Consider the following 21,761-nt stretch of genomic DNA (forward strand, 5'->3'; position numbering starts at 1 on the left):
AGAGAGGGAGCGATGACAACCGACCCCCGTACCCCGGTCCTCGAGATCGAGAACCTGTGCATCTCGTACTTCACCCGGGCCGGCGAGATACCGGCGGTGATCGACTTCAACCTGACGATCTACGAGGGCGAAAGTGTCGGGCTGGTCGGTGAATCCGGCTGCGGGAAGTCGACGGTCGCGATGGCGATCATGCGCTATCTCGGTAGCAACGGCGGCATCGTCGGCGGCAGCATCCGCTTCAAGGGCCGTGACATCGTCGGCATGTCCGACGAGGAACTGCGCCAGATGCGCGGCTCCGAGGTCGCGATGATCTACCAGGAACCCATGGCGGCGCTGAACCCGTCGCTGACGATCGGCGCCCAGCTCATGGAAGTGCCGATCGTCCACGAGGGCGTTTCCGAACAGGAGGCCTACGACCGGTCGCGCCGGATGCTCGGCGACGTCAAATTGCCGGACGCCGACCGGGTCATGGCCGCGTACCCGCACCAGATCTCGGGCGGCCAGCAGCAACGCGTGGTGATCGCGATGGCTCTGCTGTCCAAGCCGTCGTTGTTGCTGCTCGACGAGCCTACCACCGCGCTCGACGTGACGGTCGAGGCCGGGATCATCGACCTGATTGCCGAGATCGCCAAGAAGTCGGGAACCGCACAGGTCTTCATCAGCCACAACCTGGGGCTGGTGCGCGAGACCTGCGACCGGATCTGCGTGATGTATTCCGGAGAGGCCGTCGAGACCGGTACCATCAGCGACGTGTTCACGAAGATGCGCCACCCGTACACTCGCGGGTTGTTCGGCGCGATTCCGCTGCCCAGCGCCAACAAGAACGACCGGCCGCTGGTGGCGATCCGCGGGCAGTTGCCACTGCCGCACCAACGCCCGCGGGGCTGCAATTTCGGCCCGCGCTGCGACTACTTCCAGGAAGGCGTTTGCGCCCCGGCGCCGGTGCCGATGCGCGATGTGCCGAGCCAGGCCGACCCGCACCAGAGCCGCTGCAACCGCTTCGAGACAATCGATTGGGACGCGCCGCTCAGCGCCGGCAAGGTCAACGAGCCGATCGAGCCGGGCGAACCGGTGCTGGTCGTCGATGGCATGCGCAAGTACTACGAACTGCACGACCGCTCGATCAAGGCCATGCTGTCAGGCGACGGGGTGCGCTACGTCAAGGCCAACGAGACCCTGAGCTTCAGCGCCCGGAAGGCCGAAATCGTCGCAATCGTCGGCGAGTCCGGATGCGGCAAGTCGACCTTCGCCAAGGTGTTGATGGGGCTTGAGACCGCCAGCGAGGGCACGATCACCTTCAACGGCGACGAGATCGAAAGCACCGAGGTACAGGACCGCCCGCGCGAGCAGGTCGCCTCGCTGCAGATGGTCTTCCAGAACCCGAACGACACCCTCAACCCGTCCATGACCATCGGCGGCCAGATCAGCCGGGTGATCCGCAAGTTCGGGGTCGAGGCCGATCCGGACAAGGTCCACGACCGGGTGATGCGGCTGCTCGACATGGTGAAGCTGCCCCGCGACTTCTACCATCGCCGTCCGCGCCAGTTGTCCGGCGGCCAGAAGCAGCGCGTCGGCGTCGCCCGGGCGTTTGCCGGCAACCCGGCGATGGTCATCGCGGACGAACCGGTATCAGCGCTCGACGTATCGGTTCAGGCGGCGGTGACCGAACTGCTGATGGACATCCAGCGAGAACACGGCACGACCCTGTTGTTCATCAGCCATGACCTGTCGGTCGTGCGTTACCTGTCGGACCGGATCGTGGTCATGTATCTCGGCCAGATCATGGAACAGGGCACGACCGACGAAATCTTCGCCCCACCCTATCACCCCTACACCGAGGCACTGCTCTCGGCGGTGCCGATCGCCGATACCACGGTCGACAAACGCAAGATCGTTCTGGAAGGCAACCTGCCGAGCGTGGTCAATCCGCCGATCGGTTGCCCGTTCCACACCCGCTGTCCGCGGAAAATAGGAGCGATCTGCGCCGACAAGCGCCCGCCGGTCCATACGGTCAGCGGCACTCACCGGATCGCCTGCCACATCCCCTTGGACGAGCTCAAGCGGGTCGAGCCGGTGTTCTTCGATGTGATCGCCGACACGCCGCCGACCGATGGTGCACCGAACCGGCCGGCGCAAGCCCAGTGACTTCGCCGCGACGCGGCAGTCGGCATCGTTAACGTCCTGTTCATCGATTCTCGATAGTGTGGCCGCTGACCATCCGACCGACGGAGGAACCTGATGGCAATCGATGGGATCGGCAGCACCCTGAGCACCACCAGCGTCGCTGGCGTGCGCGCAGCCAATGAGCAGGTCCGCACCCTCGGTGCCGGAATCTCGCAACTGATTCAGGGAGCCCAGCAGATTGCTGAAGGCGCCCAGGCATCCTCGACCGCTACCCCGACCACACCGGCGCCTTCGGTTGACCCGAACCGCGGCCAGACGGTCGACATCTTCGCCTGACCCCTCGTTAAAACGAGGGTGCATAAGAGAAGGGCGCGCCGCAGAAAGCGGCGCGCCCTCTTCTTTTCATGCGTCCAAGAGGACGCTCAGGCTTCTTCGGGAAGCGCCGTCGCGACCGACTTGACCATTTCCGTGATCCGCTTGCGCAGGTTCGGATTCTTGATCGAGTAGTAGGCCCGCACCAACTCAAGGGTCTCGCGGCGCGCCATCGGATCGGCCGGATTCTCCTCGTACTCGTCCTTCACGCCGCCGGCCTTCATGCGGCGCGGCGAATGGGCGGCCGTATCGTCCGAGATGTCGTCAAAGAAGAAGCTGACCGGCACATCGAGGATCTGGCCGATGTCCCAGAGCCTGGAAGCGCTGATCCGATTGCTTCCACGTTCGTACTTCTGGACCTGCTGGAAGGTGATGTTCAGCGCATCGCCAAGCTGTTCCTGGCTCATGCCAAGAAGCGTACGGCGCAGTCGGACACGGCGGCCGACGTGAACATCGATCGGATTGTTGTTGGTAATCTGATAGTTCGGATCGTCACGTCGATTTTCGGCTTTCACTTGTGCCATGTGACTAATTTAACCTCCACGTCGCAATGCATTGCCAGAACGACTACCAGCATATGCTGAAATTTCAGTTAACGGTAGCGCAGCGACCCGGCAAATCTATCAGTACTTTCCACAGTCGCTCCCCAGTACTTGGACGGCAACCGAGATCACAGAACTGTGAGATGCACAGCTGTCAACTGCCGCACCGCCGGTCCAACAACCGTCGCGGGCGGTATAGGGTTCCCGGAATTGGAACGCAATCAAAATGACCGTTCAATGACGGTCCAGGCACCTAGACCCAGGGGCAATGGCTGTTCGATGCGCCGAACGTGGCGCCTTCTCCGAATCGCGACAACCGGAACGGGGTGAGTTCCGAGACGGTTTCGCCGCGCACCAACTGCCGGGCGAGCAACTTCCCCACGCCCAGCATCTTAAAGCCATGGTTGGAGTCGGCAACCATGTACACATTGTCCGCGACCCAGTCGAAGATCGGCACGTTGTCCGGCGTGAACGCGCCAATGCCGCCATTGCGCCGGTCCCGGAACTTGTCGCGATTGCCTTCGAAGCGGCCCATCAACTGCCCCATCGCCGCGGTCATGTAGTCGGCGAAGGAGTCTTCCGCCTGGTAGGCATCGCTGGCGTGGCCGTAGGGCTCGACCAGCGCTTCCGCGCCGATCTTGATCGGGATGGTGCCTCCCTGGATGCCATAGCCGTCCATGCGTTCGGCGCCGTTCTTCCAGTAGACGTACAGATGGTCGTCCAGTTCCTTGCCGGTGCGCGGATCGACGACCGGCGTGTTCATCAGTTCGACATGCAGCACCGGCGGATCCCGGTCATCGGCAGTGCGGTACGGACGGTCGGTGTACACCTCGCCCTCCAGCAGGCGCCAGTACGTCCACATGTCCTTCTCGACGGAGGTGCCGTCCGGATAGCTGCACGCGATCCGGTCGCCCCGGCCCAGCATGTCCCAGTGCTTCGGGGTCCAAGCGCCGAGGCCCCAGACCACCACGTCGACCCCGACCGCGCCCTCTGGCGTCAGCACCCGCGAGACCCGGCCGTTGGCCATGTCATAGCCGGTCACTTCGACGCCCGAGTAGATCCGCACGCCACGCTCGACGCACTTCTCCGCCAAGCCGGAAATCGCCTGACGGGTGCCGGCGTATCCGCTCGGGTGCTCCATATGGCAGACATCGATGCCGTCGGTCTTGAAGTCCGGCCACAGCCGCTTCAGGAAGGCCTTCGCCTCCTTGCCGACATACAGGTCCGAGCGGTAGCCGACCTCGTTGTGGTGGGCGACCATCTTTTCATAGTCGGCAAGTTGGTTGCCTTCGCCCGCCGAGATGTAGCCAACCTGCTGAAAGCCGAACCGCACCGGGTCCGCCATCCAGACATCGACCGAGTGCCGCAGGATCGCGTGCAGCGGCTCCGTCATGTACATGTTGCGCACGCAGCCGCAGGCGATGCCGGAGGCACCGGCGCCGGGCGCGGTCTTGTCGATGACGATCACATCACGGCCGGAACCCCGGCCTGTCGTCTCCAGTTCCATCGCAAGATGCCAAGCGGTCGACAGGCCGTGCACGCCGGCTCCCACCACGCAGTATCCGATCGAAGACGGCAGTGTATCGGTCATGAACTCTCTCCCGGTCGAATCCGGCCGCTGTCGGGCCGGGGTGTTGGCAGATCTGGCGTCGTTCTCAACCTCGCTTGACGCTACGACGCCCGGCCAGGGTGCCGCGGATGATCGCGCGGCGTAACCAACCAGCGCCGGGCCACTTCGGCGTAACCCGACAGCCGATAGCCGCCGTTGCGCTCCAGCACCGTCTCGCGATTGGCGCGGTAGATCTTGGGCAGCACGAACCACGGCAGGCCCGGCCGCTCATGATGCAACGCGTGCAGATTGTTGGACAGGAACAACCACGCGAGCGGGCCGCTGCTCTCGACAATGGCGCTGCGATGCGCCGGGTCGGCCGCCAACCGATGCTCGGCGAACGACCGCAGCAGCATCAGCGATGTGGCCGGCCAAACCACGGCCAGTGCGTACAGCCAGAGCGGCACACCAAAGCCGAGGTCGATAACGATCGCGACCAGGGCGGTGGCCACGCCGTGGCGAATCCAGTCGCGACGACGGGTCGGGTCGCCGCGCCAAACCGCCCTCGCCTCCGAAAGCGCAAATCGAACCACGGTCCAAGGGGGGCCAAGGACCAGCCGGCCGACCAGAGTGTTAAGCGACCACAACACGAGGCGTCCGACCGGACCGGCGGCCTGCCAGTCCCGTTCGGTCACGTAGAAGCTCTCAGGGTCGTCCAATGGGTCGGTCAGGCGCTCGTCGACATGATGCTGCAGATGGGTGGCGCGGTATCGATCATAGGACAGCCACAGCGCCAGGGGAGGACCGGCGATCCAGCGGTTGAAGGACACGCTTGGCGTCGGGTGTCCGTGGATCACCTCGTGCTGCAGGGATGCCTGCCAGGCGACGCACCAGGCAACCACCGGCACCCACACGACCGGCGGAACCGCGCCGCTGCCCGCGGCCAGCATCGCCCCTGCCCAGACCGCGTATATTCCCGCTGCCAGCGCAACGGTGGGCCATTCGACACGCTCCGCTCGCCGGGGAATCGAAGCGGCCGTCGGCGCAGTGGGTACGGCAAATCCGGCCGCGGCCCCTTGTCCCAGGGGATCCCCTGCTGCAGTCGGCGCGACGGCGCCGAAGGATGATGTCTCATGAGTTGGTATCATGAGACCGACGCTAGTTTACCGAACTCCGTTGTGACAACGCGCCTTCGCACAACTTATGTTGACATTGGTGATAAAACATACATTACGGTGATAAAATACATCAGAGAGATGCATGTCAGCCAACCCCACGCCAACCGACAAGCGCTTCACCGTCCAGTTGTTCCGGGAACGGTTGGAGCAGGCCATGGATCGAGCCGGAACCACACGCGCCGGACTGGCCCGCCGCATCGGCGTCGACCGGTCGACACTGTCCCAGGTGCTGTCGTCGGAAAGCGTCCGGTTGCCGAGGGCCGACACTGTCGCCGCCATCGCCAGCGCGCTGCAGGTCAGCCTGGACTGGCTACTCGGCTTGACCGAGAGCAATCAACTCGGCGCCGACATTCTGGAGCGGGCTCCGGAGATTTCGCCGCGCAGCCGAGCGCCCGAGGATGAGAACCTGCGGCGATGGTATGCCGAAGCCGCTGGCTACAAGATCCGCTACGTCCCCACCAACCTTCCCGATCCCCTGAAAATCACAGAGGTCGTGAGCCATGAGTACCGGGAGGCTCATGGGCTGTCCGCCGACCAAGCCATGCGGCGTTCACTGGATCGGCTGGACTATGCCCGGCAACCGGAAACCGACATCGAGATCTGCACGTCGATCCAGATGCTCCGTGGCTTTGTGCTTGGGCAGGGCATCTGGGAGGATCTGGACGTCGCGATCCGCATCCGCCAACTCACCCACATCGCCGATCTTATCGACGAACTGTACCCGAGCCTGCGATGGTACCTGTACGATGGCCGCTCCGAGTATGCGGTCCCGGTCACCATTTTCGGTCCCAAACGCGCGGCGCTCTACGTAGGCAACATGTACTTGGTGTTCACCACAACCGATCACATCCGGGTACTGACCCGGCGGTTCGACGATCTGATCCGGCGCGCCGTGATCCAGGCGCATGAGGTGCCGGACTTCGTCCGCCGGCAGATCGACGAACTGCAGGGCGGCACCACATGACCGGAATCGCTGCGCTCTCGATGTACGACCTGCCGGAGATCCGAGGCGCAACCGACGCGTGGTGGAACACCATCGCCGCCTCGCTGCGCGCCGAAGGTGTACCCGACGTCCCGTCGGCACTCGACCGTTCGCGCCCGGTGGCAGCGATCTGGCGTGATCCGCTGCTGGTGTTGAGCCAGACCTGCGGCTATCCCCTGACCCACGAGTTCGCCAATTCACTGACGGCGATCGCCGTTCCGACCTATGCCGCCGATGGCTGCACTCCCGGGCGCTATCGCAGCGCGTTTCTGGTCCGCTTGGACGATCCCGCAGCCGAGTTGGAGGATCTCCGCGACCGACGGGTTGCCGCCAACGGCCCGGACTCGCAGTCCGGCTGCAACGCGCTGCGCGCCGCGGTTGCGCCGTTGTCCCGTGGCGGACGGTTCTTCTCCGCAGTGATCTGGAGCGGAACGCACCGCGCCAGCATCGCCGCCGTCCGGTCCGGCAGGGCCGACATCGCCGCGGTCGACGCGGTCTCCTTTGCCCTGATTACCCGACACGCTCCCGATGAAACCAGCGGGTTGCGGGTGCTGGACTGGAGCGCCGATGCGCCCGCCCTGCCCTACGCGACGCGGCGCAGCATCGACCCCGTCACTCGGGCAAGGCTTACGGCCGGGCTGCTACGCGCGGCCGAGGATCCGGCAGGCGCCGACGCCCGCGCGACACTTTTGATCGATGGTGTCTCCGAGGTCGACGACCGCGACTATTCCTCGATTCCCGGGATGCGCCAGACGGCGGAACGCCTCGGCTACCCGCAGCTCGCCTAGGTCTCCACGAACGGTTTCGGTTCGACTTCGGCTTGGTCATACTGCGGCCGATTCAGCTGGAGGATCGAACCATGCACAAGAGCCGCCTCGGCGCCCTGGTTATCGACTGCAAGACGGCCGATCTGGCCGATGCGACCGCGTTCTGGACCGGAGCGCTTGGCTACAGCGTCGCCCCAGGACAGCCCGATCCCGATGGCCGCTACGTCAGCCTGGCCGGTCCAAGCGGCGAGGTGAAGATCATCTTGCAGAAGGTCGAGCACGACAGCCGCGTGCACCTGGACGTCGAAACCAACGACATCGAGGCCGAGGTGAAGCGGCTCATCGACCTCGGCGCGACCGAGGTAACCCGTCTCAAGGGCTGGGTGGTGCTGGAGGCGCCGAGCGGGCACCGGTTCTGCGTGGTCAAGCCGCAACGCCCGGACTTCCAGGCCAACGCGACGCCGCATCCTTGAAGCGGCACTGACGTGCTGCTGATCTTCGATGTCGACGGCACGCTGATCGACAGCCGCGACTTCATCCTGGAATCCGCGCGCCGGACCTTTGCCGGAAGCGCGATCCCCTATCCCGGTGACGACGCGTTCCTGGCAACCATCGGCTTGCTGCCCGAGCGCATGATGGACCGGCTGTTCCCGGAGCGGACCGAGAACGAGCGGCTGGACCTGTCGGCACGGTTCGTCGACGCGTTCTGGACATTGCGCGCCGAACGTCCCGATGCCGAAGCGCCCTACGATGGGATGGACGGCCTGCTCGCGACGCTGACAGCGCAGGGCTTCACCCTTGGCATCGCAACCGGCAAGAAGCGCGCCGGCGTCGACCATATGCTCGTCCACACGGGCTGGGGCGATCGGTTCGCGACGATCCAGACCGCCGAGAGCGGTCCGAGCAAGCCCGACCCGACCTTGATTCGAAACGCGCTGGCCGAGACCGCCCGATCGGCAGGCGACACGGTGATGATCGGCGATTCGGTCTTCGACATGGAAATGGCCCGCGCCGCGGGTGTGACCGCGATCGGTGTCGGATGGGGTTACAACCCGAGCAACACGCTTGCCAAGGCCGGCGCGGATTACTTGGTCGACAGCGTGTCTGAGCTCGGCAACCTGCTTGTCAGGCTGCGCCAGCCGCGGTGACCGACGCCTCGGCGTCCGGTCCGGCGTAGCCGAAGCGGCCTGCGGTCTCCGCGGTGCACTCCCAGATCAACCGGCGCTGTTCCGGCGTGAACGGCTGACGGTAGTAGTCGGGCGCGCGAATCCGCTGCTCGGCCAGGTTCGGCAGTTCCTTGCTGGGCAGTCCGGCATGACGCTGGACCCATTGCATGACCTCGCCCGGTGCACGGCACAGATCCTCGAAACGCACCACGAAAGTGGCGATCCGGACATCCGGGTCGGCGTCGCAGACATCTGCCACATGCCGATAGATCATCGACCAGTATCGGGCCCAGCCTTCGACCTCTTCGCCGGACGACCAAAGGCGCTGGATACGCACGATGGCATCCTGGTCACCGACGTTGATCGGTCGCAGATCCAGGCCGAACTCGTAGTGGCCTGCCCGACGCATATGACGTCGGGCCCGCGGGTGCTCGCGCCCGACCTGCTGGAACCGCTCGTGCTGCCGCATCAGCGACGCGACATGGCTGATCGGATCCCGGATCGGGACGATGAAGCGGGCGTCCGGAAACAGCCGCCGCAGATAGCCGAGGCGCGTGACGTTGTAATTTCCCTTCGCGAGATACCGCTGTCCCCGGCGCATCCAGAGCAGTTTGCGCAGGTGATCGCGATAGAACGCGTCGAACTCCGGGTTGCTGTCTTCATGCCCCAGGACATTGCTGACCACGGGGTTGTGGGCATTCCGGAAGAACGTCATCCACAGGACCTCCTCGAAGGCCTCCGGGCTCTCCGCCGTCACCGCGATGCCATCGCCGTGGGCGCGCTCCTGCGGGCGTTCCGGCGTCTTGGCGTTGGAGTCCACGAACCGGTTCCAGAACCACGGGATATGGACCATGGGAAAGTCCCGGTAGCGGTGCGTGACGACATCCGGATGGCGCGACAACAGCTCAAGCAGCACCGTGCTGCCGGCCCGCGCCAGCCCGGTCACGTACACGGGGCGATCGACCGCCTGGTCCGCAAGTTCGGCCTGCAGGCGCCGGGTCTCCACGTCGCCCAGCCGGGTCCATGCCTCCGGCCAGCGCTCGACCAGCCCGCCGAGGATGTCGAGCCACGCCGGCACATGGTACCGGGTATCACCGTCCGCCCTGTCCGACATGCGCTAGATCACCTTCCGCGCCCATTTCGCGAACAGCGCGAAGATCATGAACACCGCAAAGAATGGCGCTTCCCAGCCACGGACCCAGCCCGGCCCGACGTTGAGGACCTCGATCCGCGGTAGATCAATGTCGATCCGTTCGAGCGGCGCTTCGTTCGGCAGGTACCCCGCCGGATTGCCGACCAGCGCGTTCCACCACTGCCATTTGTGGATGGTGGGCACCGGGGCCGGCACCGCCGCGCTGATCACCGGCTGGCGCGCTTGGTCCGTTACGACCACCTGGCCGACCGAGCCGTCCTGCCAGCGCGCATCCAGGGTCGCCGGTTCAGCTTTCACTGCCACCGGTTCGCCTGGCGCGGGCAGACGGGCGCTGTAGGTCCCGTCCAACCAGACCAGCAGGGCCAGCATCGGCAGCGAGGCCGCGATCGCCGCCGGAAACACCAGCAGCAGCCGATGGCCCGACGCCCGGATCATCCGCCCCATCAGCGGCATGGCGTCCTGGAACTCTCCGTCGAATCCCGCCAGTTCCGTCTGGGCGTGCCGCAGGTCCTGCGCCGCCGCGCTGATGCGCCGTTGCGGCGACAGCAGGCGGTACAGTTCGATCGACATCCAGGCGCCGAACGCCGCCCACAGGCACAATCGCAAGATCGGCGGCATGAAATCCGCGAGCGCGCTTTCGACGGCGCCGAACAGCGGTCCTGGAACGTCCAGAAGGCCCATGGTCATGACTCATCCTCACGAGTTGTGAACGCCGCGGTCGTGCGCCATGTCGTCAGGGTCCGACGCATCGCGCCGACGCACTGCTGCCGCCGACTGCTTCTCGGCGGCCCGGCGCCGCAGCAACCGGCGGACTGGCCAGCTCAGGGTGAAGGCCATGATGGTTCCAACCGCCACCAGGATGGCCCAGAACGCCGCGGCCAGGCTGAGACCGGCACCTGGGCCGACATAGGCCGACGCCATGCTCGGCATGCCGGCCAGAGCGACGATGAGGCAGAGGGTTGCGGTGTCTCGAAACTTCATGGGTCAGTCCTCCGTTCAGGGGTCCGAGGGGGCGGGATGGGCTCAGAGCACACCGGGCTCGAAGAAGCTCGGCTCCAGGCGCTCGCCGCCGGCAATGATCGGAATCCATTCGTTGCTGTCGCCGCGGCGGACCGGGTTCACGTATTCCCAGACCACCTCGCCGGAACGCGTGACCTCCAGCAGCCGGCCGCCGTTCGACTCGTTGATCAGGGTGTTTCCATTTGGCAGGCGCTGCTGATCGGCACGGATCTCGCTGTCCAGGGGCCGATCGTCCGTTCCGCCGTACTGCCAGACGATCGCCGCCGTTCGCGGATCGATCTCGAGCACCCGCGACTTGCCGCTCGGCTGGTCGAACTGGCCGAGGTTATCGAAGATCAGCAGGTTGCCGTTGGGCAGGATGTCCGGGTCGTGCTGGCCATACCAGGGACCGCGCAACGCCCACACGATGTCCTCGCTCTCGACATCCAGCACGACGACGGCGCCGATATCGCGGAACGACAGCAGGATCTGCCCGGATTTGGTACCCGGGATCGCCGCTGCCATTTCAGGGGTCAGCACCTTCACCGTGTTGGTGTGCAGCGGGTCGGCAAGCGAATGCGCCGGCACGGTGTGCAGCAAATGCAGGAACCGCGATCCGGCCACCGCCTCCAGCAGAGAGACCCGTTTCAGCAGCTTGCCTGCGGGGCTCAGGATTTCCAGGAAGTCGTCCAGCCGGGTCGCTTCCAGATGGTCCATGCCCTTGAGCGCCTTGGTACGATTCTCATGGGTCAGCGCGTAGATCGCGCCGTCCGGACCAACGTCGAAATCATGGTGGGTTCGTCCGAAGTACGACCACAGGACATTCGACTCCCGGTCGAGCTTGACCATTCCATAGCCGTAAGGTGTGTCACCGGCCCCTTCGTAGATGGCCAGCAGGTCGCCATTCGGAAACGCCTTCAGGCGTCGGAAGTAGACGTTCTGGTCGGGTAGCGGGTTGCGGACGGGAGTCGCATCGGACCAAACCGTGCTGTATGGCCGGGTCCAGCTGTGAACCACCGCACCGTCCGACGACAGCAGATAGGCGGTCGCTTCATGGCCGGAACTGTACAGCGTGTAGCCCGGCTGGACTTGCGCCGGATCGTTGATGACCACCCCGCGGGCGTCAGTGCGGGATTCACGCCACAAATCGGTCTGGATAATGTCGCCGTACTGCGTCCACTTGGCGTACAGCGCCATGCCGCCGTTGTAGGCGTCCTTCAGCAGTGGTGCCGGAAACACGCCGAGAATGGCGACCAGGACGCCGCCGACGAACAGCAGGAGCGCGAATCCACCAATCGAGATTGCGCGCATGACCCGGTCGATACCGGAGAGCGAGTCGCTCGAATAATCCTCAGTACGCGAAGCCATCGTCCGACCACAGCAGTTGCTACCTGCTGCTAACGACCGAACCGGCCCCGTGTTGCATCCACACCTTCGCGCCGGTCACAAGTTCACGGCTTGTTTACAGCCGTGGACGCAACACGCACGCATCCCACGAAATTGACACAATGACGCCCTTGAACACTCAGACAGCCGTCAAGATCGCCCGCGCCAGCGCCACCAGGTCTTCATCGGTCGGTTGCACCGTGTTGGACTCGACCATCGGCTTGTTCTCGATGGCCACGGTTATCGTCACCAGGCGCGCCACATCCGTCTCGCCCAGCCCGTCACCCGCGAGCGACACCGGCAGTCCTACGGCCCGCAGCAGGGCTTCGAACCGACTCGCGCCCGCCATCGCCAGTTCGCGCTCGTCGGCCGTACCGCGCGGATCCACGCCGAGCGCCAGCGCGACCGGCGCATAGAGATCCGGTCGCGCCGCACAGGCCCATGGCAGAGCCACCCGCATCGCCAGGGCCACCGCCCGGCCGTGATGGACATGCGCCAAGGTACCCAGCGCGTGCCCGAACGCGTGGGCGATCCCCGTCCCGCAGGCGTCAATCGCGACGCCGGCGATGGCCGAGCCGAGGGCCACCCGTCCGCGAGCCTCCAGATCACCCGGCTCGGCAATGACCCGCTCCAGATTACCGGCCATAAGCCGGATCGCCTGCAGTGCCATTCCCTCCACCACCGGTGTGGCCCGGCGGTGGGTACAGGCTTCGATCGCGTGCACGAGCGCGTCAAGGCCTGTCGCGGCGGTCAATGGCGCCGGCAACCCGCGCGTGACCATCGGATCGAGGATCGAGAGGTCTGCCTTGAGCGTCGGCCCCCAGGCCCACACCTTGCGTCCCTCCCCAATGCCATAGACCGAGGTGCGGGTCATTTCCGCTCCGGTTCCCGAGGTCGTCGGGATCAGGATCTTCTTGATCGGTTTGTCGGGCAGCGGCCGGGCCATCACGGCATAGCCCTCCGCCGGGATGTCCGCGACCGCAACGCAGGCGGCGAGCTTGGCCACGTCCAGGGGCGAGCCGCCGCCGAGCCCGATGATCAGGTCGGCGGAGATCGCGCGTACCCGAGCTGCCGCAGCGTCGATCGATGCGGCACTCGGATCGCTGCGGACGTCGGAGAACAACTCGACAAAATGTCCGGCGTCTCGCAACCGCTCCGCTACCTCAGTCGGCAGGCCGGTTGCCATCAGTCCGCCGTCGGTCACGATCAGCACCCTGGCGGCGGGGCCGGCGAGCGCGGCGACATCGCCCGGAAGCTGTGCCAGACGATCGACCCCGAAGGTCATCGACGGTGACGGATCGTGGGTGAACGCTTCAAGCATGACCGTCTCTCAAACAGAATTAAGTGTGAGACTGCCGGACAGCGCGGGGATCTGCGCGCGCAGGAGCGTCATCCCGCGTCGCTTCCAGCATTGAGGCACCCAACTCGGTATTGATCGGGTCAGAGCGGCTCGGCACGACCAGCGGACAAGTCGGCGATCCGCGAGGCGTGAAACGGCGCGTAGCCACTTGCCTCGTTCACGCGCGCGCCCTTCATCAGTTCAGAGTAGTCCGGCAACGCATGGAACGGGATCGCCGGGTTGGCATGGTGCTCTGCATGGTGCGGCATGTTCCAGGCAAGCCAGCGCACCGGAGCGACCGACACCGTGGACCGGGTGTTGGCCCACATGTCCTTCACCGAAGGGCAGCCCCAATGCTCGTTCAGCAGGTACAGGCGCAAGAACGGCTGGCCGAGCAATGCCGGTACCACCCAGATCTTGAGCACGACATCGGTGGCGAGTGCCATGGAGCCGATCGCCAGCGCCCCGTACAGCACCAAGTATATCCGGGCTTCCAGGATCGCGCGGGTCCGCAACCGGTCGTCCAGGAAGCTATCGGGCGCAATTCCAAACGCCCGCCGGACGAGGCCGCGGATGGTGCGCTGCCAATACTCGATCCCCGACACCACCCAAACATAGTCCAGCAGAGTCGTCGGCTTGGGGCTCGCGAGTTCCGGATCGCGCGCCGGGTCCTGGGTGAAGCGATGATGTGCAAAATGGAACGCGGCGAACCAACGCGGAGGCAGAATCAGCAGGAACCCAGCGAGATCGCCGACCCAGCGATTCATCCAGCCGCTCTTGAATGCCGTCCGGTGCACGCACTCGTGCAGCGGCGCGAACAGGAACACCATGATGATCCCGTGGACCAGGGCCGGAACCAGCCACCACCCCGCGCCGGGAGCCGCCAGAACCGCCGCACCGGTCGGCGCCAGCAAACCAAGATGAGCCGCGATCCGACGGAGTCCCGGCGCATCGCGACGCTCCGACAGCTTCTTCAGAGCCGCCCGATCCGGGAATTTTTGCTGTTGCAAATCAGTCACATCAAGCTCGTTTCCAATCGACCAAAATACTTTTTGCGTCCGCTCACAAATTTTCCACTTGCCATACGCGGCGCGGGAGACCAGATTTTGCAGTGCAGCACGACTGCCCAACGTGCTGCTTTACTTCTTGGGCGTTTCCTCCCTTAACTCGGGCCGCCGCAAGGCGGCCCTTTTTTCTGCGCCAAGTGCCGCATTGCGGGATTCCAGCCCGTTCGGCCGCCATGCTATCCCTTGGCCAACGGCTTTGCCTACCGGTGCAAACAGCGAAACGTCGCCCTGTCAGGCAGTCGCAGCCGGAAAGTTCGGACCGAGCCGGAAAGCCTTGCCGGGGCCGCGGAGGCCGGTTCCCCGGCAAGTTCTGCCGCCACCTCCGACGCCTCAGAATAACTTACTGAACTAACTGAATATTTTATCGGCCAGCCGCGTGGCCCGAGCCTTGCGTTGTCTTCAGCGACCGAACACCAATCGCTGGAGCAAGACAATGTCCGACTACGATCCGCGCGCCATCGACAGCACCACCGCCGCTTGGCCCGCCGTGGTCGACGGTCCAGCCCCAGACGTCCGGAGCCGGTCGGCGATTGACATGTGCGGCCGTGCCGCCGGCCCGATCGAGATCGCCCCGGCCAACCAGAACACGCAATTCGACGACGAATCCGACATCGGCGGCGGACAGTTGTTCGACCAGCTGCCGCGGGTGATCCGCGAAGCGGTTGACGAGTGGGCCGCCAAGCTGATGGCGCAGCCCTGGCGGTTCCGCCGCGAGATCATGGGCCATTTCGCCAAGGTGTTCGCCGATCAGTTCGAGGCCAACATCCCGGACATGACCGAAGACGCGTACGAAGGCCTCAAGGAGATCGGCTTCACCTGCCTGCTGGAGCGCCTTGAGGATGGCCGGCCGATCGCCGATCTGGATCAGGCACGGGTCTACATGGACAGCGTGCACGCCCACCACAAGCTCGCCGCACAGCAGTTCCTCGGCCAGACCACGCCCCGCGCGCTGCTCCTCAACTGAGCCGTGTTGCCTACCCGTCCTGCAGGACGGCTTCTTCGCCTAGCTCCCTCCCCAACTCGGCCGTTCCCCTCGGGAGCGGCCGTTTTCTGTGGGGCATGCTCCAGCCGTGCTACGGAGCGATTGCGTGTCGCAGCGCGGCCCGCGCCAGCAAGCGCGTGGAGTCCAGCGTCGGCAGGGGGGAGTTTCCGTCATCCATGATCAACGGAATCTCGGTGCATCCGAGCACCACGGCATCACAACCGTCGGCCTTCAGCTTGGCCATGACGCGTTGGAACGTTGTTACCGCCTCCGGCTTGAAGACGCTGTAGACCAGTTCATCCATGATGACGCGGTTGATCTCTTCGCGATCGGCCACGTCCGGGCGCGCATATTCCAACCCCAGCGCCGACAGCTTCTCGGGATAGACATCGCTGTCGACCAGCCAGCGGGTGCCGGTAATCCCGATGCGTCGCATCCCGCGTGCCGTTGCCTCCTCCGCCACCACCTGGGCGATGTGCAGCCAGGGCAGCGGCGACCGCGCGGCGACATGCTCAAACGCCTGGTGAATGGTATTGTCGGGGCAGATCAGGAAGTCGGCACCGGCAGCCGCCAATTTGTGGGCCGACGCAAGCATCAGGTCGCCAACACCCTGCAGATCACTGCGCTCCAGGCAGCTCACGTAGTCGGCCAGCGACGGCGTGTGCATCGAGACTTCGGGATGGGCGTGCGAGCCCATCAGGTCGGCACCTTCCACGCAGATGGTCCGATAGCACAGTGCCGCCCCTTCGGCGGAGCAGCCGACGATACCGATGTGCTTGGTCATTACGGGCATTGTCCTTTGATATGACGGAATGCCGACCGGTCGTCAGGACGGCCGCAGGGGTCATGACACTAGACGGTTGCGTCGTGTGGCGAGGATTTCAAGACCCGCCCGGCCGACATCACACAAAAAAGGGGCCGCCCGGAAGCGGCCCGCGAAGTTTGGGGGGAATGAAAAGGCTCGTCGCGATCCTCAGCGGCGAACCATGCCGGAGACACCCACGTCGCCGGCCTCGATCGCGCTCTTGAGGATGTCGAGACCGCGAGCAAGCTCCTCATAGGTCTCGCGGTAGCGGGTCAGCTCGCGGACCTCGGTGTCCTGAACGGTTGATTTCGTGGGGTTGCCGAGATCGAGGAGTTTGGCGAGATATCGCCCCTTGATGCGGGCGGCCAGCTTGGCCACCCCTTCGATCTCGTTCGGATTCACGTCCATAACGATGTCTGCCACGGCCCGGCGCGACTCCTCGGCTGAAAATCGCTCGAACTCGCGAATGTATTGCGCGGCGTTGACCCGCCCGTGCTGCGGCAGGCCCTCGTGCAGCCACGACGCCTTCCCGCGATTCCTGGACGCCGCCACGTTCTTGGCGGCGGGTTTGCTGGAAAGCACTGCCCGGGCCTGGGTTGGCGCCGGAGCCGCCCGTGCCGCTTCAGGCTTCTCGGCCGCCGACCGCACTGCCCGCAGCCGTGCCGGCGAGCGTTCTGCCGCTGCGTTCACGTTGGCAGGTGCGGACCGGGGTGCCGGGAGCTTGGCCTGAGCCGCCCGCTCGTTCCCGGTCTCCGGGAACGGATCCCAGTCACCGAGGGTATCGATGGCGGCTTGGCCTTTCTTCAGCGCAGCGGCAAGCGACATTTGCGTCTCCCTGGTCTCGTCCGCGCGCCGGCCGAATCCGTCGCGCTTGTTCTCGCAACAGACAAAGCAAGTGGCATGCCACCCCGGAGCCTGACGCTGAATCGTCGCCTGCCGATCCGACGTCTGATACGTTCCGCGCCGGAATTCGTAAAACGCCGCCGCTGTGCGCAGGGAGGATGAATGGTCGCGGTTATCGAAGGGCTGCTGTCCAAGGAACAGGTACAGACCATCGCCAAGCGACTGTTCGGCGCCCAGTTTGTCGATGGTACCCTGAGCGGCGGCCCGCTGGGCGAAGCCATCAAGAAGAACACGCAGGTATCTCCGCAGAGCCCCGAGTACCGGGAGCTGTCGCAGTTGGTCCTGGGGGCCATGCGTCAGAACGACCAGGTAGCGGTTGCCGCCCTGCCCAAGCGTATCCTGTCGCCGATCTTCGCGTCCTACGTCGAAGGCAACCGGTACGGCGAACACGTGGACGCCGCCCTGATGGGACCGTACCCCGGCATGCGCACCGACCTGTCGATCACCATCTTCCTGAACGACCCCGGCGCCTATGACGGCGGCGAACTGGTATTGAAGACTGCGTTCGGCGAGCAAGTATACAAGCGGGCCGCCGGCGATGCCGTCCTCTATCCCACTCACTACGTCCATCGAGTGAACCCGGTCACCCGCGGCCGGCGGTTGGCCATCGTGACCTGGATCGAGAGCATGATACGGGACCCTGCCCAACGCGAGATCATCGAGGATCTGGCAGAGGCAATGGACAAGCTGGTCCGCGACGCGGCGGATGGCGAGATCATTCGCCGGGTGGAGAAGGCGCGTCTCAATCTGTTGCGCATGTGGGCCGACACCTAATCCACCGGCGCCTTGACCCACCACCCCGCACGCGCGAGCATTTGCGCTGGAGCCGGCAGAAGACCGGTTCAATTTGAGGAAACGCCATGGAGACTGGCCGCGCCTCCGCGCTTCTCAAACGATTGGCACGATCAAAGCCAAGCGCACCGGCTGACCTTCCGGATTTCTCGTATGCGACCCACGAGCATCCGCTGCTCAAGCGCTTCGTCATCCAGGTCGTGGAGCGGCTGACCGGCCAGCCCAAGCTGAAGCGGCTGTATCTTGAGCATCGCTTGGCACCGATTCCCGATGAGGATTTCTGGAGCGCCGCGGTCCGCAAGCTGCAGCTCAACCTCGTCTACGACAGGACCCGTTGGGATGCCGTGCCCAAGGACGGCCCGCTGGTCATCGTCGCCAATCACCCGTTCGGAGTGCTCGACGGGATCATCATCAGCTACATGACCTCGCGGATCCGGCCGCGCTTCAAGGTCCTGACCAACTCGGTGCTGTTTCGAGCACCGGAGGTCCAGCCGTTCCTGCTGCCGATCGACTTTGCCGAGACCCGCGAAGCGCTGGCCACCAACATCGAATCCCGCCGCCAGGCGCTGCGCGAACTGTCGGAAGGCGGTGCCGTCGTGGTGTTCCCGGGCGGCACGGTCTCGACCGCGACCCCGCCGTTCGGCCGAGCCTTCGACCCGGACTGGAAGCCGTTTACATCGAAGCTGATCGCCCAGGGCAAGGCGACCGTGGTACCGGTGTATTTCGAGGGCCAGAACAGCCGGCTGTTCCAGATTGCCAGCAACATCAGCCAGACCGCCCGGGAGTCCCTGCTGTTCAAGGAGATCGCCCGCCGTATCGGTACCGACGTGCCGATCCGCATCGGCCAAGCCATGCCCTACGCCACGCTGGAACGTTTTACCGACCGCCGCGAGTTGATCGAGTATCTGCGCCGCGTGACCTACGAACTCGGCGGCCAGGATCCGTCGAAGCGAATGAAGGGATAGGCGCGCGGCACCGACGAGATCGGTGCCGCGCAGGCCGCCCCGGATGTTCAGCGCGCCGCGGTAACGACAATCTCTATCAGCACGTTCTCGCCGAGGTCGGCCACGCCGATCGTGGCTCGTGCCGGCAGGTCGTCGGGCGCCAGCCATTCGTTCCAGGCTTCGTTCATCGCGCCCTTCTGGCTCATGTCGGTGATGTAGAGGGTGGCCGACAGCAGGTTCTTCTTGCTGGTGCCCGCCTCGGCGAGGACCTTCTCGATCTTGGCGAGGGCCGATGCGGTCTGGCCCTTCATCGACTGCGTCACGTCATCGCCGATCACGCCGGCGACATAGACCGTGCCGGCGTGCTCGACCGCGCGGTGCATGATTGGCGTGCGCATGTGTCTGGTGATCATGGGGGTCTCCTGGGGGTTGGGTCGTTCTGAGGCACGGAACGAAGCGCTCCGCGCTGCTTCTGTCAAACGTCCTGCCGGGCGTAGCCGAGAGCGCTCGCAACCGGGTCGGGCAGTTCACCGCGCCGGCCCAGGGCATCGACCTTCAGCAGCATGACTTGGGAGAACGCGTCACGGATCTCGCCGGACATGACCATCTCCAGTGCGGCGCGGAATGGCAGGCGGCGAATCTCCAGGACCTCGCCCTCGTCCGGATCGGTGGCACCGGCGTCAAGGCCCCAGGCCAGGAAGCCGAACCCGATCTCGTCGGTTACCGCGTTCGAAAAGTCGAGCTGCAGCAGTTCCTGCCAGCCCTGCGCCGTAATACCGGTCTCCTCGCGCAACTCGCGCTGGGCGGACTCGATCGGCGGCAGCGCCGGGTCGCCACCGCCTTCGGGCAGTTCCCATGAATAATAGTCGCGTGGAAAGCGGTGCTGGCCGACCAGCCAGGTCGAACCGTCAGCGTCGATCGGCACCACGCCGACGGCGATGCCCTTCATCGCGCATACGCCGTACAGGCCGGGGCTGCCGTCCGGGCGGATCACATCGTGTTCGGCGACCCCGATCCAGGGGTTGTCGTACACTTGGCGGGTGTTCCGTATGGTCCAAGGCCCGCGGCGTTGCTGGTCGGCCATTTCGACCCTCATGCAATTGCGGCGCGACCATACCGTTCCAACGGCGCAGCCGAAAGGGCTGAACCGTCCTCCGCCGGCAACACTGCACGGTCCGTTCAGCAGCCGGGCGCAACCTTCGGCCCGACACCCTCGACGCTCCGGGCCCGCCGTCGTACAGCAGTGGACCGGGCGCCGATCCGAGCGACCCAGCGGACGAACCGGAGACTGCGAGCCATGCAGGCAGCGACGACAGAGGCCCAGGCGACCGCCTTCTGGATCGCCAGACCCGGCCAGGGTGAGCTCCGGACCGAACCGCTGCCCGGTCCCGGTCCGGGGCACGTACTGGTCGAGACCCTGTACACCGGCATCAGCCGCGGCACCGAGGCCCTGGTGTTCGCGGGCCGGGTTCCGGTCAGCCAACGCACCACGATGCGCTGTCCGTTCCAGACCGGCGAGTTCCCCGGACCGGTCAAGTATGGCTACTGCTCGGTCGGTCGCGTCGTTGAAGGGCCGCGCGAACTGTCGGGCTGCGATGTGTTCTGCCTGCATCCACACCAGGACCGCTACGTCGTCCCGGCCGAGGCCGTCAGTGCATTGCCCGTCGCCCTGCCGCCATCGCGAGCGGTGCTGGCCGCCAACATGGAAACGGCGCTGAACGGGGTGTGGGACGCCGCCATCCGGCCCGGCGACCGGGTGTGCGTCATCGGCCTGGGCGTAGTCGGCCTGCTGGTCGCCTGGCTGGCATCGCGGATACCCGGAACCGACGTGCTCGCCCTCGACATCGACCCGTCCAGGCGTGCCGTGGCCGGGGCGCTGGGGTTAAGCTTTGCCGAGGCCCCGCCGTCCGGCGACGAGTTCGACGTGGTGGTCCACGCCAGCGGCCATCCGGACGGGTTGGTGACCGCGCTCGGGCTCGCGGGTTTCGAGGCGACCATCGTCGATCTCAGCTGGTACGGCTCGACCCCGGTAGCGGTACCGCTGGGGGAGGCGTTCCACTCCCGCCGGCTGACCATCCGGTCCAGTCAGGCCGGCTCGGTCGCCACCGCCCAGCGTGGACGATGGAGCTACGCACGGCGCATGGCCAAGGCGCTGGAACTTCTGGCCGACCCGGTTCTCGACATCTTGATCGATGGTGAGAGCCGGTTCTCCGATTTGCCGGCCACAATGGCAGCGCTTGCCGATGGCCGGATGACCGCCTTATGTCATCGCGTCCGCTTCCCCGCCGCCGAAGGATGAATGCTGCGATGTTCACCGTTACCGTCCGCGACCATGTGATGATCGCACATTCGTTTCGCGGCGCCCTGTTCGGCCCGGCCCAGGCGCTGCATGGTGCCACCTACGTGATCGACGTGACATTCCGGGCCGAGAAACTGGATCCGAACGGCGTGGTGATCGACATCGGCGCCGCCCATCAGGCGCTGAAGGACACGCTCGCCCCCTGGGCCTACAGCAATCTCGACGAGTTGCCGGAGTTCGCCGGCGTCAACACCACCACCGAATTCCTGGCGAAGGCGGTGTTCGACAAGCTGGCTGCCGCGGCACGCGCCGGGTCGCTTGGCCGGCCGGCATCGGAGATCGCTTCGATCGAGGTCGTGCTGAACGAGTCGCATGTCGCTTCCGCCGGCTACAGCGGCAACCTCTGAGCCGG

At 65.3% G+C, this 21,761-nt stretch carries 24 protein-coding genes; 11 read left to right on the forward strand and 13 right to left on the reverse strand.

What is annotated here, in order from left to right; translation table 11 throughout:
* The first annotated feature begins 12 nt into the window (after positions 1-12).
* Positions 13-2,145 carry a dipeptide ABC transporter ATP-binding protein gene (locus RIC54_RS14670; RefSeq protein WP_350084933.1) on the forward strand — a complete coding sequence of 711 codons (2,133 nt, stop codon included), beginning with the start codon at positions 13-15 and terminating at the stop codon, positions 2,143-2,145.
* A 93-nt stretch (positions 2,146-2,238) separates the two neighbouring features.
* A complete protein-coding gene (locus RIC54_RS14675; RefSeq protein ID WP_350084934.1) occupies positions 2,239-2,460 on the forward strand; it encodes a hypothetical protein in 222 nt (73 codons plus the stop codon).
* Between the two features lie 86 nt (positions 2,461-2,546).
* Here RIC54_RS14675 and RIC54_RS14680 read toward each other — a convergent pair whose 3' ends face one another.
* From RIC54_RS14680 to RIC54_RS14690, 3 genes are all read right to left on the reverse strand, one after another.
* Positions 2,547-3,020 (reverse strand): helix-turn-helix domain-containing protein, encoded by a 474-nt coding sequence (locus RIC54_RS14680; protein ID WP_350084935.1) that lies wholly within the window; start codon positions 3,018-3,020, stop codon positions 2,547-2,549.
* A gap of 271 nt (positions 3,021-3,291) precedes the next feature.
* Entirely contained in the window at positions 3,292-4,629 is a 1,338-nt protein-coding gene (locus RIC54_RS14685; RefSeq protein WP_350084936.1) for an NAD(P)/FAD-dependent oxidoreductase, read from the reverse strand.
* An 80-nt stretch (positions 4,630-4,709) separates the two neighbouring features.
* On the reverse strand, positions 4,710-5,537 hold the full coding sequence (locus tag RIC54_RS14690; protein ID WP_350084937.1) for a fatty acid desaturase: 828 nt from the start codon (positions 5,535-5,537) through the stop codon (positions 4,710-4,712).
* A 310-nt stretch (positions 5,538-5,847) separates the two neighbouring features.
* On the opposite strand from RIC54_RS14690, the gene RIC54_RS14695 reads away from it, so the two are divergent.
* The 4 genes from RIC54_RS14695 to RIC54_RS14710 all read left to right on the forward strand — a co-directional run bounded on the left by RIC54_RS14695 (position 5,848) and on the right by RIC54_RS14710 (position 8,662).
* Positions 5,848-6,729, forward strand: a complete 882-nt coding sequence (locus RIC54_RS14695; RefSeq protein ID WP_350084938.1) for a helix-turn-helix domain-containing protein — start codon at positions 5,848-5,850, stop codon at positions 6,727-6,729.
* Positions 6,726-7,535 (forward strand): phosphate/phosphite/phosphonate ABC transporter substrate-binding protein, encoded by an 810-nt coding sequence (locus RIC54_RS14700; protein WP_350084939.1) that lies wholly within the window; start codon positions 6,726-6,728, stop codon positions 7,533-7,535. Before RIC54_RS14695 ends, RIC54_RS14700 begins: the two co-directional genes overlap by 4 nt.
* A 71-nt stretch (positions 7,536-7,606) precedes the next feature.
* Entirely contained in the window at positions 7,607-7,987 is a 381-nt protein-coding gene (locus RIC54_RS14705; RefSeq protein WP_350084940.1) for a VOC family protein, read from the forward strand.
* Positions 7,988-7,999: 12 nt separating this feature from the next.
* Positions 8,000-8,662 (forward strand): HAD family hydrolase, encoded by a 663-nt coding sequence (locus tag RIC54_RS14710; protein WP_350084941.1) that lies wholly within the window; start codon positions 8,000-8,002, stop codon positions 8,660-8,662.
* Here the strand turns inward: RIC54_RS14710 and RIC54_RS14715 are convergent.
* The 6 genes from RIC54_RS14715 to RIC54_RS14740 form a co-directional block, all read right to left on the reverse strand.
* Positions 8,640-9,794, reverse strand: coding sequence for a sulfotransferase (locus RIC54_RS14715; protein ID WP_350084942.1), 1,155 nt, complete (start codon positions 9,792-9,794; stop codon positions 8,640-8,642). The two genes, RIC54_RS14710 and RIC54_RS14715, sit on opposite strands and share 23 nt — an antisense overlap.
* Before the next feature lie 3 nt (positions 9,795-9,797).
* The gene (locus tag RIC54_RS14720) at positions 9,798-10,520 is read right to left on the reverse strand and encodes a hypothetical protein (RefSeq protein WP_350084943.1); all 723 of its coding nucleotides are present in this window, start codon (positions 10,518-10,520) and stop codon (positions 9,798-9,800) included.
* Positions 10,521-10,529: 9 nt separating this feature from the next.
* Complete coding sequence (locus RIC54_RS14725) at positions 10,530-10,814, reverse strand: hypothetical protein (RefSeq protein ID WP_350084944.1); 285 nt, start codon at positions 10,812-10,814, stop codon at positions 10,530-10,532.
* Positions 10,815-10,856: 42 nt separating this feature from the next.
* Positions 10,857-12,200, reverse strand: coding sequence for an arylsulfotransferase family protein (locus RIC54_RS14730; protein ID WP_350084945.1), 1,344 nt, complete (start codon positions 12,198-12,200; stop codon positions 10,857-10,859).
* 157 nt (positions 12,201-12,357) lie between these two features.
* Entirely contained in the window at positions 12,358-13,539 is a 1,182-nt protein-coding gene (locus RIC54_RS14735) for an iron-containing alcohol dehydrogenase (RefSeq protein WP_350084946.1), read from the reverse strand.
* A 119-nt stretch (positions 13,540-13,658) separates the two neighbouring features.
* Complete coding sequence (locus tag RIC54_RS14740; RefSeq protein WP_350084947.1) at positions 13,659-14,576, reverse strand: fatty acid desaturase; 918 nt, start codon at positions 14,574-14,576, stop codon at positions 13,659-13,661.
* Between the two features lie 481 nt (positions 14,577-15,057).
* On the opposite strand from RIC54_RS14740, the gene RIC54_RS14745 reads away from it, so the two are divergent.
* On the forward strand, positions 15,058-15,588 hold the full coding sequence (locus tag RIC54_RS14745; protein WP_350084948.1) for a hypothetical protein: 531 nt from the start codon (positions 15,058-15,060) through the stop codon (positions 15,586-15,588).
* A 109-nt stretch (positions 15,589-15,697) separates the two neighbouring features.
* On the opposite strand, the gene RIC54_RS14750 is transcribed toward RIC54_RS14745, so the two are convergent.
* Complete coding sequence (locus RIC54_RS14750; protein ID WP_350084949.1) at positions 15,698-16,390, reverse strand: aspartate/glutamate racemase family protein; 693 nt, start codon at positions 16,388-16,390, stop codon at positions 15,698-15,700.
* A 189-nt stretch (positions 16,391-16,579) separates the two neighbouring features.
* Complete coding sequence (locus tag RIC54_RS14755) at positions 16,580-17,236, reverse strand: hypothetical protein (protein WP_350084950.1); 657 nt, start codon at positions 17,234-17,236, stop codon at positions 16,580-16,582.
* Between the two features lie 180 nt (positions 17,237-17,416).
* Here RIC54_RS14755 and RIC54_RS14760 point away from each other — a divergent pair, with 180 nt between their 5' ends.
* Positions 17,417-18,088 (forward strand): Fe2+-dependent dioxygenase, encoded by a 672-nt coding sequence (locus RIC54_RS14760; protein WP_350084951.1) that lies wholly within the window; start codon positions 17,417-17,419, stop codon positions 18,086-18,088.
* Between the two features lie 86 nt (positions 18,089-18,174).
* Positions 18,175-19,071 carry a lysophospholipid acyltransferase family protein gene (locus RIC54_RS14765; protein ID WP_350084952.1) on the forward strand — a complete coding sequence of 299 codons (897 nt, stop codon included), beginning with the start codon at positions 18,175-18,177 and terminating at the stop codon, positions 19,069-19,071.
* A gap of 47 nt (positions 19,072-19,118) precedes the next feature.
* Here the strand turns inward: RIC54_RS14765 and RIC54_RS14770 are convergent, their stop codons facing one another.
* Entirely contained in the window at positions 19,119-19,463 is a 345-nt protein-coding gene (locus RIC54_RS14770) for a RidA family protein (RefSeq protein WP_350084953.1), read from the reverse strand.
* A 62-nt stretch (positions 19,464-19,525) separates the two neighbouring features.
* The gene (locus tag RIC54_RS14775; RefSeq protein ID WP_350084954.1) at positions 19,526-20,134 is read right to left on the reverse strand and encodes an NUDIX domain-containing protein; all 609 of its coding nucleotides are present in this window, start codon (positions 20,132-20,134) and stop codon (positions 19,526-19,528) included.
* Positions 20,135-20,347: 213 nt separating this feature from the next.
* Here RIC54_RS14775 and RIC54_RS14780 point away from each other — a divergent pair, with 213 nt between their 5' ends.
* A complete protein-coding gene (locus tag RIC54_RS14780) occupies positions 20,348-21,349 on the forward strand; it encodes a zinc-dependent alcohol dehydrogenase (protein ID WP_350084955.1) in 1,002 nt (333 codons plus the stop codon).
* Positions 21,350-21,357: 8 nt separating this feature from the next.
* A complete protein-coding gene (locus tag RIC54_RS14785; protein ID WP_350084956.1) occupies positions 21,358-21,756 on the forward strand; it encodes a 6-pyruvoyl trahydropterin synthase family protein in 399 nt (132 codons plus the stop codon).
* The last annotated feature ends 5 nt before the right edge of the window (positions 21,757-21,761 follow it).

The organism is Thalassobaculum sp. (assembly GCF_040219215.1).
Classification (GTDB): Bacteria; Pseudomonadota; Alphaproteobacteria; order Thalassobaculales; family Thalassobaculaceae; genus Thalassobaculum_A.